This is a genomic window from Streptomyces sp. 2A115, from assembly GCF_052245575.1.
Classification (GTDB): domain Bacteria; phylum Actinomycetota; class Actinomycetes; order Streptomycetales; family Streptomycetaceae; genus Streptomyces.
In genome coordinates this window covers 19,824-32,557 of record NZ_JBQQCG010000115.1, presented here as the reverse complement: position 1 = coordinate 32,557, position 12,734 = coordinate 19,824, and the positions used below count along the sequence as shown (strand labels likewise).

Annotated in this window: 19 protein-coding genes and 1 pseudogene; 9 read left to right on the top strand and 11 right to left on the bottom strand. The window is 69.1% G+C overall.

Annotation, left to right across the window (positions count from 1 at the left end):
• Positions 1 to 328: 328 nt before the first annotated feature.
• From ACTWQR_RS50635 to ACTWQR_RS50615, 5 genes and pseudogenes are all read right to left on the bottom strand, one after another.
• Positions 329 to 544: a transposase gene (locus tag ACTWQR_RS50635; RefSeq protein ID WP_443234113.1), complete on the bottom strand. Its 216-nt coding sequence runs from the start codon at positions 542 to 544 to the stop codon at positions 329 to 331.
• 67 nt (positions 545 to 611) lie between these two features.
• A pseudogene (locus tag ACTWQR_RS50630) lies at positions 612 to 1,183 on the bottom strand (UvrD-helicase domain-containing protein); the annotation flags it as partial.
• Positions 1,184 to 1,618: 435 nt separating this feature from the next.
• Positions 1,619 to 1,990, bottom strand: coding sequence for a type II toxin-antitoxin system death-on-curing family toxin (locus ACTWQR_RS50625; protein ID WP_443234112.1), 372 nt, complete (start codon positions 1,988 to 1,990; stop codon positions 1,619 to 1,621).
• Positions 1,987 to 2,289 carry a hypothetical protein gene (locus ACTWQR_RS50620; protein ID WP_443234111.1) on the bottom strand — a complete coding sequence of 101 codons (303 nt, stop codon included), beginning with the start codon at positions 2,287 to 2,289 and terminating at the stop codon, positions 1,987 to 1,989. Before ACTWQR_RS50620 ends, ACTWQR_RS50625 begins: the two co-directional genes overlap by 4 nt.
• Positions 2,290 to 2,434: 145 nt before the next feature.
• Positions 2,435 to 2,791, bottom strand: a complete 357-nt coding sequence (locus ACTWQR_RS50615) for a hypothetical protein (RefSeq protein ID WP_443234110.1) — start codon at positions 2,789 to 2,791, stop codon at positions 2,435 to 2,437.
• 208 nt (positions 2,792 to 2,999) lie between these two features.
• Here ACTWQR_RS50615 and ACTWQR_RS50610 point away from each other — a divergent pair, with 208 nt between their 5' ends.
• Positions 3,000 to 3,341 (top strand): hypothetical protein, encoded by a 342-nt coding sequence (locus ACTWQR_RS50610; RefSeq protein ID WP_443234109.1) that lies wholly within the window; start codon positions 3,000 to 3,002, stop codon positions 3,339 to 3,341.
• Between the two features lie 9 nt (positions 3,342 to 3,350).
• Positions 3,351 to 3,551 (top strand): hypothetical protein, encoded by a 201-nt coding sequence (locus tag ACTWQR_RS50605; protein ID WP_443234108.1) that lies wholly within the window; start codon positions 3,351 to 3,353, stop codon positions 3,549 to 3,551.
• Positions 3,552 to 3,599: 48 nt separating this feature from the next.
• On the opposite strand, the gene ACTWQR_RS50600 is transcribed toward ACTWQR_RS50605, so the two are convergent.
• From ACTWQR_RS50600 to ACTWQR_RS50590, 3 genes are all read right to left on the bottom strand, one after another.
• Complete coding sequence (locus ACTWQR_RS50600) at positions 3,600 to 3,839, bottom strand: hypothetical protein (protein ID WP_443234107.1); 240 nt, start codon at positions 3,837 to 3,839, stop codon at positions 3,600 to 3,602.
• Positions 3,840 to 4,015: 176 nt separating this feature from the next.
• The gene (locus ACTWQR_RS50595; protein ID WP_443234106.1) at positions 4,016 to 4,186 is read right to left on the bottom strand and encodes a hypothetical protein; all 171 of its coding nucleotides are present in this window, start codon (positions 4,184 to 4,186) and stop codon (positions 4,016 to 4,018) included.
• An 81-nt stretch (positions 4,187 to 4,267) separates the two neighbouring features.
• Positions 4,268 to 4,435: a hypothetical protein gene (locus tag ACTWQR_RS50590; protein ID WP_443234105.1), complete on the bottom strand. Its 168-nt coding sequence runs from the start codon at positions 4,433 to 4,435 to the stop codon at positions 4,268 to 4,270.
• Between the two features lie 149 nt (positions 4,436 to 4,584).
• Between ACTWQR_RS50590 and ACTWQR_RS50585 the strand changes: the two genes are divergently transcribed.
• Positions 4,585 to 5,694 carry a C1 family peptidase gene (locus ACTWQR_RS50585; protein WP_443234104.1) on the top strand — a complete coding sequence of 370 codons (1,110 nt, stop codon included), beginning with the start codon at positions 4,585 to 4,587 and terminating at the stop codon, positions 5,692 to 5,694.
• A gap of 46 nt (positions 5,695 to 5,740) precedes the next feature.
• Positions 5,741 to 6,253: a hypothetical protein gene (locus ACTWQR_RS50580; protein WP_443234103.1), complete on the top strand. Its 513-nt coding sequence runs from the start codon at positions 5,741 to 5,743 to the stop codon at positions 6,251 to 6,253.
• A gap of 69 nt (positions 6,254 to 6,322) precedes the next feature.
• Here ACTWQR_RS50580 and ACTWQR_RS50575 read toward each other — a convergent pair whose 3' ends face one another.
• The gene (locus ACTWQR_RS50575; protein WP_443234102.1) at positions 6,323 to 6,637 is read right to left on the bottom strand and encodes a protease inhibitor I42 family protein; all 315 of its coding nucleotides are present in this window, start codon (positions 6,635 to 6,637) and stop codon (positions 6,323 to 6,325) included.
• 613 nt (positions 6,638 to 7,250) lie between these two features.
• The gene (locus ACTWQR_RS50570) at positions 7,251 to 8,480 is read right to left on the bottom strand and encodes a GNAT family N-acetyltransferase (protein WP_443234101.1); all 1,230 of its coding nucleotides are present in this window, start codon (positions 8,478 to 8,480) and stop codon (positions 7,251 to 7,253) included.
• A gap of 116 nt (positions 8,481 to 8,596) precedes the next feature.
• Between ACTWQR_RS50570 and ACTWQR_RS50565 the strand changes: the two genes are divergently transcribed.
• From ACTWQR_RS50565 to ACTWQR_RS50545, 5 genes are all read left to right on the top strand, one after another.
• Positions 8,597 to 8,737: a hypothetical protein gene (locus ACTWQR_RS50565; protein WP_443234100.1), complete on the top strand. Its 141-nt coding sequence runs from the start codon at positions 8,597 to 8,599 to the stop codon at positions 8,735 to 8,737.
• Entirely contained in the window at positions 8,734 to 8,982 is a 249-nt protein-coding gene (locus tag ACTWQR_RS50560) for a hypothetical protein (protein ID WP_443234099.1), read from the top strand. The genes ACTWQR_RS50565 and ACTWQR_RS50560 overlap by 4 nt, the downstream gene beginning before the upstream one ends.
• Before the next feature lie 38 nt (positions 8,983 to 9,020).
• On the top strand, positions 9,021 to 9,455 hold the full coding sequence (locus ACTWQR_RS50555) for a Crp/Fnr family transcriptional regulator (RefSeq protein ID WP_443234098.1): 435 nt from the start codon (positions 9,021 to 9,023) through the stop codon (positions 9,453 to 9,455).
• Positions 9,456 to 9,547: 92 nt separating this feature from the next.
• The gene (locus ACTWQR_RS50550; protein ID WP_443234097.1) at positions 9,548 to 10,120 is read left to right on the top strand and encodes a redoxin domain-containing protein; all 573 of its coding nucleotides are present in this window, start codon (positions 9,548 to 9,550) and stop codon (positions 10,118 to 10,120) included.
• A gap of 6 nt (positions 10,121 to 10,126) precedes the next feature.
• Positions 10,127 to 11,029: a cytochrome c biogenesis CcdA family protein gene (locus ACTWQR_RS50545; RefSeq protein WP_443234096.1), complete on the top strand. Its 903-nt coding sequence runs from the start codon at positions 10,127 to 10,129 to the stop codon at positions 11,027 to 11,029.
• A 14-nt stretch (positions 11,030 to 11,043) separates the two neighbouring features.
• Here ACTWQR_RS50545 and ACTWQR_RS50540 read toward each other — a convergent pair whose 3' ends face one another.
• Positions 11,044 to 12,540 (bottom strand): vanadium-dependent haloperoxidase, encoded by a 1,497-nt coding sequence (locus ACTWQR_RS50540; RefSeq protein WP_443234095.1) that lies wholly within the window; start codon positions 12,538 to 12,540, stop codon positions 11,044 to 11,046.
• Between the last annotated feature and the right edge of the window lie 194 nt (positions 12,541 to 12,734).

Here is a 12,734-nt window from a genome sequence, read left to right as displayed (position 1 = left end):
CATCGCGACTCGATACGACAAGACACCCGAGAGCTACCTCGCCGGCCTCCACCTCCGCGCCTCCATGATCTGGATCAACGACTTGCTGAAGCCAACTGATTGATCACGACGTCACACAGGCCCTAGTTGAATGATCACAGTAGTACGTGGAGCGGACGGTCTTCATCACCTTGCACAGCGACGTGGCCGGGTAGTTCGCCTTCTCCGCGTGATGAGCCGGCATATCTCGCTCACCGGTCGCTCTCCTTCGCGAAGAAGGCTGTCGTCTTTCAGGATCTCGATCGTTTTCGCCTGCTCGACGGTCTGCTTCCGCAGCCGCTTCAGTTCCTCATCCGCCATCGGCGCTCTGCCCGGCCTGCCCGGCGGCGGAGCTGGATCCGGTGTCCTGGGCGGCGCGGACCTTCTTCACCCAGCCTCGCAGGGACTCTGAGCTGATCCCGAGCTCCCGGGCGGCCTCAGTCACCGTCCGGCCCGACGACCGCACGAGCTCGACCGCGTCCCGCTTGTACTCGTCTGAGTACCGCTTCGTGTACTTGCTTCCCACCTGGCACTGCTTCCTCTGGGCTCTCACGTCCCAGTCTCCAGGTGTCCATGATCAGGGGGAAGCTTCACAGGCTGTCTCCCCCTCCAACCAGGGCCACGCGGCATTCAGCGGCTAACAGGTCCATGACATGGGCCATGGCGCCGACGTTGGTGCGGCACAGGACGGCGGCGGTCCGGGTGAGGGGCCGAGTTCGGTGGGCAAGGTCTCCGTGCCGGTGAGGCGGATCGGGGCGTCGGTGATGGCCAGCCACCGGTTGGCTTCGTCAGCGAGCCTGGGGCCGAAGCGGAGAGACTGGGACAGGGCAAGCTGAGTGCCGTCGAAGCCGGTCATGACGTCTTTGGCGCCGCGGCAGTGGTGGATGGTCTGGGCGCAGTCGCCGACCATCACCAGCTGTGCGTGGCCCCGCTGGTTGAGGAAGATCTGCTCGACGACGGGGTTGGTGTCCTGGGCCTCGTCCAGCAGGAGGAAGTCAGTGTCGATCTTCGGACTCGTGAGGGCCCAGATTTTCAGGTAGTGGTCGTGGTCGAAGCACACGACGCCGTCGTCCGGGTGCTGGAGGTCGTCCCAGGCTGTGCGGGCGAACGGGACGATGTGGGCGGCGAGTTGGGCGTGCAGATGGCGGTCTTCGAGGCCGCGCAGGACGACCGCCCCGCCGGAGTGTTCTCCGGCGGGGCATCGCCGTCACCGTTCGCCGGCATCGTGAATGCCGCCTTCATGGGCATTTTCAACGCCGGGCAACAGGACCTCGGCGACACCGGCCGCGCCCACCGGCTCATCACCGAAGGCGAACGCCCGCTGCCCGGGACAAGACCCGCGGCGTGTTCCTCGCCTACCGGGCGGCGAGCTACCTCGATCTCAAGGAACCCGAGCCCGCCGCCGTCCGTCGCCGCCCAGTCCCTGCGGTTGGCCCGCCGCATCGGCGCACCGCGCTGCGTCAGCCTCGTCGACGACCTGCTCCCCCGCTTCAAGCCCTACCGGCAAGCCCAGGGCGTTCCGGAACTCCTCCAGCTCGCGCCGCATAGCGCGCAGCACCATCAACCTGTCGTCACCTGGGCTCCCACGCTGGCCGGGGTCTCAGCCGGTGGACCAGGCGCGCAGTTGCGCGGCGACCTCTTGGACCCTGGCGCCCTTGTGCTTGGAGCGCATGACGAGCCCGAGGGCTTCCTCCGGCTCGTAGCCCAGCGTGACGCCGTTGGTGTTGAGGAACGTCTCGGCGACCAGCCAGGCGAAGAACTCGTTCTTCGCCTCCAGCGGCTCGTGCAGCGCGATGCTCTCCAGCATGGCCGCGGCCTTGAGCCAGTCGCTCGCGTACACGTCGCGGCCCATGTAGTGGGCCTGGACTCGGGCGCAGGCGCCGTCGAGCACGCCCAGGTCGAGACAGGCCGGGTCGCCCGGGAGGGTCTGTGCGATCTGCAGGAGTTCTTGCGGGGTGAGGAACCGGGTCACGCCGCGTGACCGTGCCGCTGGGGCTCGTGCAGGTCCCGGCTGCCCATGGGCGCGGGGTCGGGCCACGCGGCCATGCTGGTGTCGGCGGCGTGGGTGTCCTGGGTGGCGAAGACCTCGGCGAGCTGCGGGACGCGGTCGCGGGTCTTGCCGAGGGCCTTAAGGAACGGGTCCTCGGCAGCCTTGAGCGCCGCTTCGCGGACGAAGTCCTGGGGGGACTTGCCGACGATGTCGGCGGCTGCCGTGACGCGCGCGTACTCCTCCGGGTCGAAGGGCGGTACCGGGGATCCGTTCTGCTCCATACGAGCAACGGTACCAGCGGCCTCGCTCCCTGCCGGCAACGTTCGGGCAAGAAGAGAGGGGCAGCGGCCGGTCGACGGCGGGTGCCCCCTTCAAGTCTTCAGCGAACGTACCAGTTGATGTCGGCTCGGTCGGGGTGCGTGATGGTCACGTGCTGGTGCGGGCGGCCTCGGAGTAGGTGTCGAAGAAGCGGTCTCCTGTGAGCTTGTGGTGGGCGAGTTGCGCGGCGACGGCCTGTTCGTCGCCCCATCGGCCCAGGTCACTGGCGAGCGCGAGGGCGTACTGGACGACCGCCTGCTTCAGGAGCTCGTACTTTGCCGGTGTCACCACGCGCATCCCTGGTTGCGGGGTGGCCTTGGCGTGCAACTCGCGCAGAGGCTCCAGTTCGGTCGGCAACGTCAAGGTCGCCACGGTAGCGCCCTTGCGGCGGGTGAGAGTGGCGGCCAGGTGTCCGTCGCTCGTCTCCCACACCTGCACGCACAGCGAAGCCCGGTTGGTGTGCACGGGCCGTCGACTGCTTCCCGTTCGGTGATCATGCGGGTGGGGTTGGTGTAGAGGCGCTGTAACGGGACCTCGTCACGAGGCAGCGGCACGTGCCGTACAGATGCTTCCGGGCGGGTTTGAGTGAACGCGGCGTGCAGGCCGCCGTAGCGGTCTTTCCACACCCACACGGCGATTGTGGTCGCTGACTGTTCCGTCATCTCGCTGATGTGTGTGCCCGCCGCGTCGGCCGCTTCGAGACGTCGATCCGGCCGGCCTGGATCCGGCACCATCGCGCCCCCGCTGGGGTGACGGCTTCGACCGGGTGGGCCTCAACCCGAAGCCCGGCGTGGCCTGCGGTGAGCCCGCGCGGTTCACGCGGGCCGTCGACTTCCCCGGCTGCGGCCCGCGCTGGCTCGACAAGTGCCGGAACCACTTCCTGGAGCTGACGGAGGCTGATCGGCGGCATCTGCCGGCCGTGCCCCTGGCGGAGACGCTGGCTGTGCTTCGTGACGCAGCCTGGGAGGCGGGCGTCGCGCTGGCCATCCTCACCGACGACGACGTCCGCCCGTAGGCTGCCGTCGTGGCCGATCAGCGTTGCCATCTCACCCTCTACTCCGGCACCCGGCCGGTTGCGCACGGCTGGTGGGCGGCCAAGGCGACGGCGGAGCGGAAGTTCCGGACGTGGATCGGCGAGCACGGCAACGTCGACGGGGCCCGGGTCGTACTGACCGACGAGGTGGAGGGCGAAGTGCTGGCCATCTGGCCTGACGGTGAGGGCTGACCCCGGACGTCAGGAAGCCCCCGCACACGCCCGTGCGAGGGCTTCCAACTACTCGGCCGGATCCTCCTCGGCCTGCCGTACGCCCTTCTTTACAGCCTGCTCGACCTCGTACCGGTTCTGCTCGGTCGCCTCCGCATGCTCCGTGATGGCCGCCTGCACCACCTCGGACGCCTTACGCCACCGGCGCCACTGCTGCTCATACTCGTCGCCTGCAAGGCCCGCGCATTTCGCGCGCTCCTCCTCGGCGGAACGTTCCAGCTTGATCAAATCGTCGGAGATGTCTGCCACGAACAGGGATCCTAAGCGGGCACACGCGAGCCCCCACCTCGACCCGCGCAGCCGTGCCCGGACTGCGGCGGCCGCATCGAAGTCCACGAAGGCGCGAGCGCCCGGCCGATCGCGCACTGCACGAAGTGCGGGCACATCTGGACCGAGCAGGGCGCCACCTCAGCCGCGTAGGGCCCTCAGAAGCTGCCGATGATCAGCCACACAGCGATCCCAAGCACCCCCAGAAACCCACCAATGGAGATCGTCTTACCCAGACCTTCACGGCCTGCCTGCTCGATCCACCGGCCGATGATCCCGACAAGTGGCGCCCCGAAAACGATCAGCGCCATTCCGATCAAGAAGTTCATGTTCCCCACCCCGGCTTGAGATCACTCCCCAGTGATCTAGGAGCGTGATCCTAGAACCTGCGCTCGCCCTACTGAAGCCCCTCAGCCCACCCATCCGATCTCGCGTACCTCGATGGCCCCGGCATGCGGCATGAACTGGATCCAGCAGCGCGGCCCGAACGCCTCCCGGATCTCCTCGCGGCTGCCGGGGTCACGTACGTTCGGCCACGCCCGCGGATCCGCTCGCACCCGCTCTACGGGCTCCGTCACCCCGTAGGGATGCGCCCTGCTTCGAGTGGCGAGCCGCAACACCCCGGTGTGCACTTGTTGCGAAGCTGCCAAGCCCCGACAGGGTCCAGTCCCATGTCCGCAAAGGCTGCTTTGTCCCCCAAGCTTCCCCACACGCGAAAGGTGTTCGCATGCCCGTCAACGAACCCATCGATCTGGCCGAGCTCAGGACGGAGCTCGAACGTGCCGGAAATCCCTGGCGTTCAACCACCACCACCATGACGCGTCTGACCGAGGAGGCACGCGTCATCCGTCTGGGTGTCCCGGTCGAGGAGGCCGATGTCGCCGAGATCATGGCCGCTCGGGAACAGCAAGCGGCAGCGGTCCGGGAGGCCACAGCGCGGGCGGCGGAGGTACCGTCCACGTTCGACCTGCGCAACATCGGCGGTCTGGACTACACGACTCCGGTGAAGGACCAGCAGAACTGCGGTTCCTGTGTCGCGTTCGGCACAGTGGCAACCATGGAGCACGTCGCCCGCTACGTGGACCGGGCGCCCTATCTGCCCGTGGACCTCTCCGAGGGCCACGCCTTCTTCGGGTACGGACGCGAGGACGGGGCCACCTGCGCCACCGGCTGGCTCCCGGAGCCGCTGCTGGAGAAGGCCCGCGACTCCGGCGTCACCTTCGAGGACTACTTCCCCTACACGCCCGTCGACCAGGACAGCAGCGGGCTCAACGCCGACTGGCCCAACAGGCGTGCCAAGGCGGTGAACTGGACGAACGACACGAACGACCCCGTAGCGATCAAGCGCAACATCGCGACCTACGGGTCCGTCGTCGCCTGCTTCCTCGTCTACCAGGACTTCTTCAGCTACGGGGGCGGCGTCTACCGGCAGCAGAGCGGCGATCTCGCCGGTGGCCACTGCGTCACCCTGATCGGCTACGACGACGCGCAGTCCTGCTGGATCGCCAAGAACAGCTGGGGCACCGGCTGGGGTGAGCAGGGCTTCTTCCGCATCGGCTACGGCGAGTGCGGCATCGAGTCCTGGCACACCTGTGGCGTCCAGGGTGTCAGCGTGCGTGCTTGGCTTCCCGACCAGCGCATTCTCGGGCTGTGGAGCAACGAGGCCGACGCCAATGTGTGGGCGTACGCGGAGTTCCGCGGCTGGCTGAGCCTCGGCAGCAACGTGTCGGCGACCGACGCCGCGATGCTCGCCGAACTCGCGGCGTCCAAGTCGGCCGGGTCCAAGGTGGGTCTGTTCGAGGACAGCGGCAGCGTTCAGCAGCTCTACGCCTGGTGAGACCGGCGAGCAACGAGACAGCAACCGACAGGAGGAGCGGAAAACCATGAGCCCACAGCAGACGAGCACGATGGAGGCGCCGTCCGGGACGCGTCCCGGGTACATCGGACAGGCCTCCAGGGATGGCGGCGTCGGCAAGCCGGTCATGTCACCACCCGGCGTGGAGGTCGGCCTCTCGGCGATCCCGGTCACCGAGTACGGCAAGCCGAAGAGCGACGCCATGAGGGCCAGGTTCGAGGAGACGGTCACTGGCGATGCCCGTCCGGTGATGCACCCGGACCTCCGGGCGACCGAGCAGGCCATCAGGACCATCGAAGCCGGTGTATCCGTCACGGGAACCTGGACGCAGAACGCTCTGGTCGACGGCATGTGGTCCATCGACCAGACCCGCAACGCCTACCTGCATGTCAAGGGCGGCACGTGGAAGAAGATCTACAACGGCTCCGATGCCTCGTTCACCGCGCTGACGACGCTGGCATCCCAGGCGCGGCAGTCGGGAAAGCCGATTTCGTTCCGCGAGGAGCCGGACGGGAGCGTCCACGAAATCTACCTGTGGTGAACTGACGGCCACCGGCCCGGGCCGCCACCGCAAATCGGTGGCGGCCCGGCTTGCCGCATTGCCGGCGCATCAGCTGCCTGCGGTGACAGTGACACGCAGGCTGAACCGATCCGCCACATCATCCGCCCAGGGCCGTTTCAGCTCCAGCTCCAGCAGCCCCTGGCCGGCCGCAGTCGGGCGCACCCTCAGCGTCCGGGTTCCCCCGGTCCCGGGCAACACAGGCTGACCGGCCTCGTACTCGCTGCTGGTCACCTCAAGACCGTTGGCGCGGCGGACCGACCAGCGGTAGCCAGTGGTGCGGTTCTCCGGTAGTGGTACAACGACTTCATCGCCGAGGGACACGTCTACTTCCGAGTCCTGCGGCGAAATTCGCACCTCACCCATCACACCCCACCTCTCCGAGACCGGGAACGCGGTGTGCCCGCTCCGTCCCTCACACCTCCCCTTCCTGACAGCGTAGGCAGCCGTCGGCAACCGTGCTCGTCATGCGCCCGTACGGGGTAAGAACGCGTGCTCGGCGATTCGTACGGCCTCTGCGCCGGGAATCTCTCCGCCCGTAGCCGACTGCCTGACTCCGATGTGGCACAGGCGTAGTCGTCCCAAGACCTGGTCACTGGACAGGTCACTCGGACGGCTTGCCGGGCCTGAGCCGTGGCCTTCGGTAGAACGTCCAACCGCTGTAACTCCAGCCTTTGAACATCTCTCGTGCTGTGACCACATAGGTTCACCGGCATGGCGTGGCAGCGTGCCCAGTAGGCGATCCATTCCCGGGCCGCCCGCCCGTGGACGAGGCAGCGGTGGTGGGTCAGTTCCTCGCCGAGCCGCCGCAGGGGAGGCGAGGTTGTCCGGCCGTTCGTGACGGTGTGCCCGCTCCAGCCCGGCCGCCCTCGCCCCCCGTTCCTGGCTGGACCCACTCGCCACTTCGCCCGTCGGCAGCATCCGCCCCGACGGGTGACTATGGGCTGACGAGACTTGTGCAGGGTCGGCGAGCGCGCGGTCAGAACCAGTGCAGGCAGTGCGGGGGACGGTCGGCGCGGAAGAGGGAGTCAGCGAGGGTGGCCGCGCCTGGGCGGTGGGCTTGGATGTGTCCGGCACGTACGAGCGTGCTCGGGGCGGTGCCGCCGAGGTAGACGGAGCCCAGGTCGCGCACGTCCATGGACAGGTCGGGCTTCCGGTCCGTGGGGACGCAGTCAGCCTTGCCGTCCCGGACGGTCAGCAGGTAGCGGCCGTGTTCGCCGAAGAACGGGTCGTCGATGTCGAGGACGAGCTCGCCGTCCGTGAACCAGCCGCGCGCGGTCAGAGCACGCGGGACGTCCAGCAGCCGCACCCAGAGCCAGTCCATGTCGCCGCTCACCTCGCCGGCGCGGAAGTCCGCGAACTGCCAGCGCAGCGGGTGTCCGGGCGGGACGTGCTTGAACACGACCTGAGAGACCAGATCGTGTCCGAGTACGAACCGGGCCAGGGCCGTGAAGACGGCGTCGTCGGTGGCGATGGTCTCGTCGACCGTCAGGGTGCCGGACTCGACGGAGTAGCTGGCGTACCCGTCCGGGACGCCGTCGGCGTCCCGGTGGACGGCGACGTAGCGCGGCGCCGGCGAGATCGGGGGCTGCCCCGCGCGCAAGGCCCACCAGCGGTGCGGACGGGACAGCGCGCCGGGCTGGGCGCGGCGGTACCGGTCGTAGACCTCTTCCAGAATCTCGCCGCACTCGGCCCGACGCAGCACCTCGGCCGAGCCGTTGTCCGAGCCGGTCGCTGGTGCGTCGGCCACTCCGCGTGCCCGGGGAACGGCGAGGGCGGCCTTGTGTCGCGGCACCGTCAGCTGCGCCGTGTAGGTCGCCGGTCCGTAGCCGAACCTGCCGTAGATCGGGGCCTCAGAGGCCAGCAGCACGGAAAGGAACTCCCCTCCGGCCCGCAACTCAGCGAGCTGATGCCGCATCATCGCGCTGAGCACGCCCTGGCGCCGGTGCGAGGGCAGGACGCCGACGGCGGTCACCCCGGCGGCCGGGACGAGGGTCTCACCGGGCAGGGTGAGCTCGAAGGAGTGCGCGGCGGCGGTGCCGACAGGCCGCCCGTCCGCCGTCAGGGTGAGCAGGCAGCGGTCCATTTCGAGCGCCGACCACCAGAGCCCGCCGCCCTCGACCGGGGGTTCCGGGAAGAGCCCGAACGCGGCATGGACTGTGTCGACGAAGACGTCGAGATCCTTGTCGGTCGTGGGACGGATCTCCATTGTTGCCGCTGCCTCCTCGGGATACCGGCACCACGACTCATGGTGTCTGGCCACAGTGCAGCGTTAACCCGTAGTCAAGGCAAGCTAATTACGGCCGGGCCCGCAGCCGGACTCCGATGACCACGACCCTGCGCGTTTCCCCGAGCACGGCCGTCATTCCGGTGGACGCGGTATGGGGCGCCGCGGCCGGTCTCGTCGGCGGTGTCGGCTTCGGCACCTGGATGTCGGTGTCGCGGCCGATGATGACACCGCGATGATCACCATGGTTGCGGGTCTCCTCGGCTCGACCAACGCCGTCGTCAGCTGGCTGATCCACCTGTCCATCGCGCTCTTCGTCGGCATCGGCTTCGGCGTGCTGCTCGGCGAGTTCGCCCAGCGCCTCGCGCCCGCCGTGGTCCAGCCTCGGCGGCCACCTCGTCTTCGGACTCCTGGCCGGAGCCACCTTCGCGCTCGTCGCACAGACGGCGGGCAAGCAGACCGACCGGACCACCGGATGCCCTGACCTGCGCGATCATCAGCCCGGGCACCGTCTTCGGCGAGATGGTGCTGCTCGGGCAGCGGATGTGCGACAACTTCGCCGAGGCCCTCGACGACGTCACCGTCTGCGTGATGAGCCGCGCCGACGTCCACCGCTTCCTGCTGTCCGACGCCCGGATCTCCGCCCGCATCACCGAGATCCTCGGCCGGCGCCTGACCGACCTCGAACAGCGCCTGTCCTACAGCGTCTTCAAGTCCGTGCCGCAGCGCATCGCCACCACCCTGCTGACCCTCGCCGCCGAGACCCGCCCCCGGGTGCTCGGGGCCCGCAGCCCGCAGATCGCGCTCACCCACCAGCAGATCGCCGCCCTGGCCGGCACCTCCCGCGAAACGTGCACCAAAGTGCTGCGCGACTTCGCCGACCAGCACCTGATCCGCCTGGCCCGGGGCCGCATCACCGTCCTCGACCCCGAGCGGCTCACCGACCACGCGGGCTGACGTCACCGAACCGTAAGCACCCACCCCAGTCCAAACCGTCCGGCGCCCGGCCTACAGTTCAGCCGACCCCGACCACCAGGAGCCGTCCCGTCATGCGTGCCCGCCTCATCCTCCCCGGCCTGCTGGCCGCCACCGCGCTCACCCTCGCCGGCTGCGGCACGGAGACGACCGCCTCCTCCGGCAGTGCCGCAGAGAAGTCCAGCCCCACAGCCTCCGGCTCCTCCGCGTCGGCGCAGGCAGGGACCGGCACCGCGGCGGTCCCCAAGGCCCTGCGGTTCACCGGCACCACCGTGGAGGGCAAGCCGTTCGACGCGGCCACGCTGGCGGGCAAGCCCGTCGTGCTGTGGTTCTGGGCTCCGTGGTGCCCCAAGTGCCGCGCCCAGGCCGCCGAGACCGCCAAGGTCGCCACCGAATACCAGGGCAAGGCCCACGTCCTCGGCGTCGCAGGCCTCGACAAGAACGCCGCCATGAAGGACTTCGTCTCCCAAACCGGCACTGCCGACTTCCCCCACCTCTCCGACGAGGCGGGCGAGGTGTGGAAGCGGTTCGAGGTCACCGAGCAGAGCCGCTACGTCATCCTCGACAAGGACGGCGAGACGGTCTACGAAGGCGTGCTGCCCGGCGGCGAGGGGCTGGCCGAGAAGGTCGCCGGGCTCACCGGCTGAACCGCCATGGCCGACCTGCCGCTCGCTCTCGCGCTCAGCGCGGGCATGCTCGCCGCCGTCAATCCGTGCGGCTTCGCCCTGCTGCCCGCCTACCTGTCCCTGCTCGTCCTCGGCGACGACTCCCCCAGCCGCACCGTCGCCGTCGGCCGGGCCCTGACCGCGACCGCGGCGATGACCGCCGGATTCGCCGCCCTCTTCGGTGTGTTCGGCCTGGCCGTCCAGCCCGTCGCCGGCCAGGTGCAGGAGCACCTCCCTTGGTTCACCATCGCTTTCGGACTGCTCATGGCGGTGGCTGGCACCTGGCTGCTGGCCGGGCGTCAACTGCCCGCCCTCACCCCGAAACTGCGCCGCGCCCCGGCCCTGACCCGCTCGCTGCCCTCGATGGCGCTGTTCGGCATGGCGTACGCGACCGCCTCGCTCGGCTGCACCATCGCCCCGTTCCTGGCCATCGTCGTCTCCGCCTTCCGCAGCGGCTCGACCGGTGAGGGCATCGCCCTGTTCGCCGCCTACGCGGGCGGGATGGGCCTGATCGTCGGCGCCGCCTCCCTGACCGTGGCCCTCACCCGCAGCGCCGCCGCCGCCCGCCTGCGCCGCGTCGGCGCGATCGCGCCCTGGCTCGGCGGCGCACTCCTCCTCTGTGTGGGCGCGTACGTTGCGTACTACGGCTGGTACGAAATCCGCGTCCAGCGCGACCCCGCCCTCCAGGACCCGGTCATCGACGCGGCCGGAGCCATCCAGCGCGGCATCGCCGAGACGCTGGACGCCGCCGGCCCCGCGGCGATCGCTCTCGTCTTCACGACCATGCTCATCACAGCCGTGGCGCTCATCCGTTTCCGGCGGGCCCGAGGGGCCCGCCAGTCATCCGGCACGGACACCGACGTCCGGCCGACGGTCGGCCGGACGCCCTGAATCGCTCCGAGAGGTCAGACGGTCATGGTCGTGCCGTCGAAACGGCTGAGGGTGAAGACCGCGTCCTCCAGGGTCGACTCCTTGGCCTCGCGCAGGACGCCGATGGCGATCTCCTCGCCCAACCGGACCGCCTCGGTGTAGTCGGTGCGCCAGTGCACGCCGGCCATGTTGCGGCCGGTGGCGATGTTGGCGGCGACCTTGTTGAGCTCGCCGCCGACGGTGAGCCGGTCGGCGTCGGGGCCGGTGTACGGCTCCAGGGCGGTGCCGTCGGTGCTGGGCACCACCGGGCCGGGCAGGAGGTGCGATTCGTCGAACCATGCCTTGAGGATGGTCACGCAGGCTCCCGCCACCGTGGCGTGTCCGGAGCCGTAGGAGGGATGGGTCGGGCTGCCCTCGGGGAACGCCTGGGGCAGCAGGTAGCTGCCGTACTTCTCGAAGACCCGCTTGACGGCGACGGAGTCCAGCACCCCGGGGTGGATGGGGTACTCGCGCTGCCCGCGCAGCTGCTGGTGGACCCGGCCGCCGAACTCCTCCGGCCGCAGCCGCCGGTGCACGCTCCACTTCTGGAACCACACCGCCTTCAGGGCGCGGGTGGCCACCTCGGTCACCAGCGAGAGGATGTGCGGGCCGCCGTACGTCCCGAAGCCGATCTGGTTGCGGGAGAAGTTGTACGGATTGCCCGCGTCCGCCGGCGCGTTCAGGCCGAGCAGGATGAGGGCGGCGTTGAGGTACGCCTCGTACAGCGCGTCGAAGTGCACATAGTGCGCCAGGTCACGCGGCGTCTGGAGGTACCGCCGGGTGGCGAAGTCCCGCTCGTCCGGCTCGGGTTCGGAGCCGTTCTGCACCTCCAGCCAGTCACCCCAGGTGGTCAGGTGGTCGACCGGGCGGACCAGGGTGTCCTGCCGCTGCGGGATCAGCAGCGTGCCGTACGGGATGTCCTTGAGCAGGAACTGCGAGAGGTACGGCCCGACCAGGTCGCCGCGGGTGTCGCCGCGGAAGATGGTCTGCGGGGTCACCTGGCCGTTCTGCTTGGGCGCCCGGAAGTCCTCAAGACCGCTCAGTTCGGTGGCCGCCTCGGCGACCGGCTCGCTGTCGCCGAACCGGGTGAACAGCACATCACGGCACAGCGCCATCCAGTACAGCTCGACCGCCTCGGCGGAGTTCTGCGCGCTGTCGATGCGCGGCGCGGGCGGCATGGCCAGGGCCTGCGCGTCCGGGCCCTGCGGGTCGAAGGCCAGTCCGGCCTGCGGGTTGACCAGTTTGCGGGTGTCGCCGAGCGGGATGCGCTCGAAGTCCTCGTAGCTGCCGGTGGCCAGCGCCCGGCGCAGCAGGTTGTAGGCGGCCGGGTCGACCTCTCCGTACTTGTTGTGCGGTAATGCCTTGGAGTAGGTGCAGATGAAGGGGTGGTCCGTCTCCTCCCCGTTGGCGGTGTGGACCGGTACGTGGCGCTGGAACTCGGCCTCGGCGGCCCGGATCCGCGCGTCGCGCGCGGCAAAACGACGGTCACTCATACAACTTCCCCGTATCCCCCGTGAGTTGTGCGTGGAATCGCACTCCTGACTCATGAGACGCCCAGGCGCGTAGGACTGGTGCGAGGAATCGAGCAATTAAGAGAATTTGCACATATGTAGCGTGAACCTCCGCCTCCATATCAGACCGGACGCGGACCGCGACGACTGAAGGAGACATCGAAGCGGTCACGCCC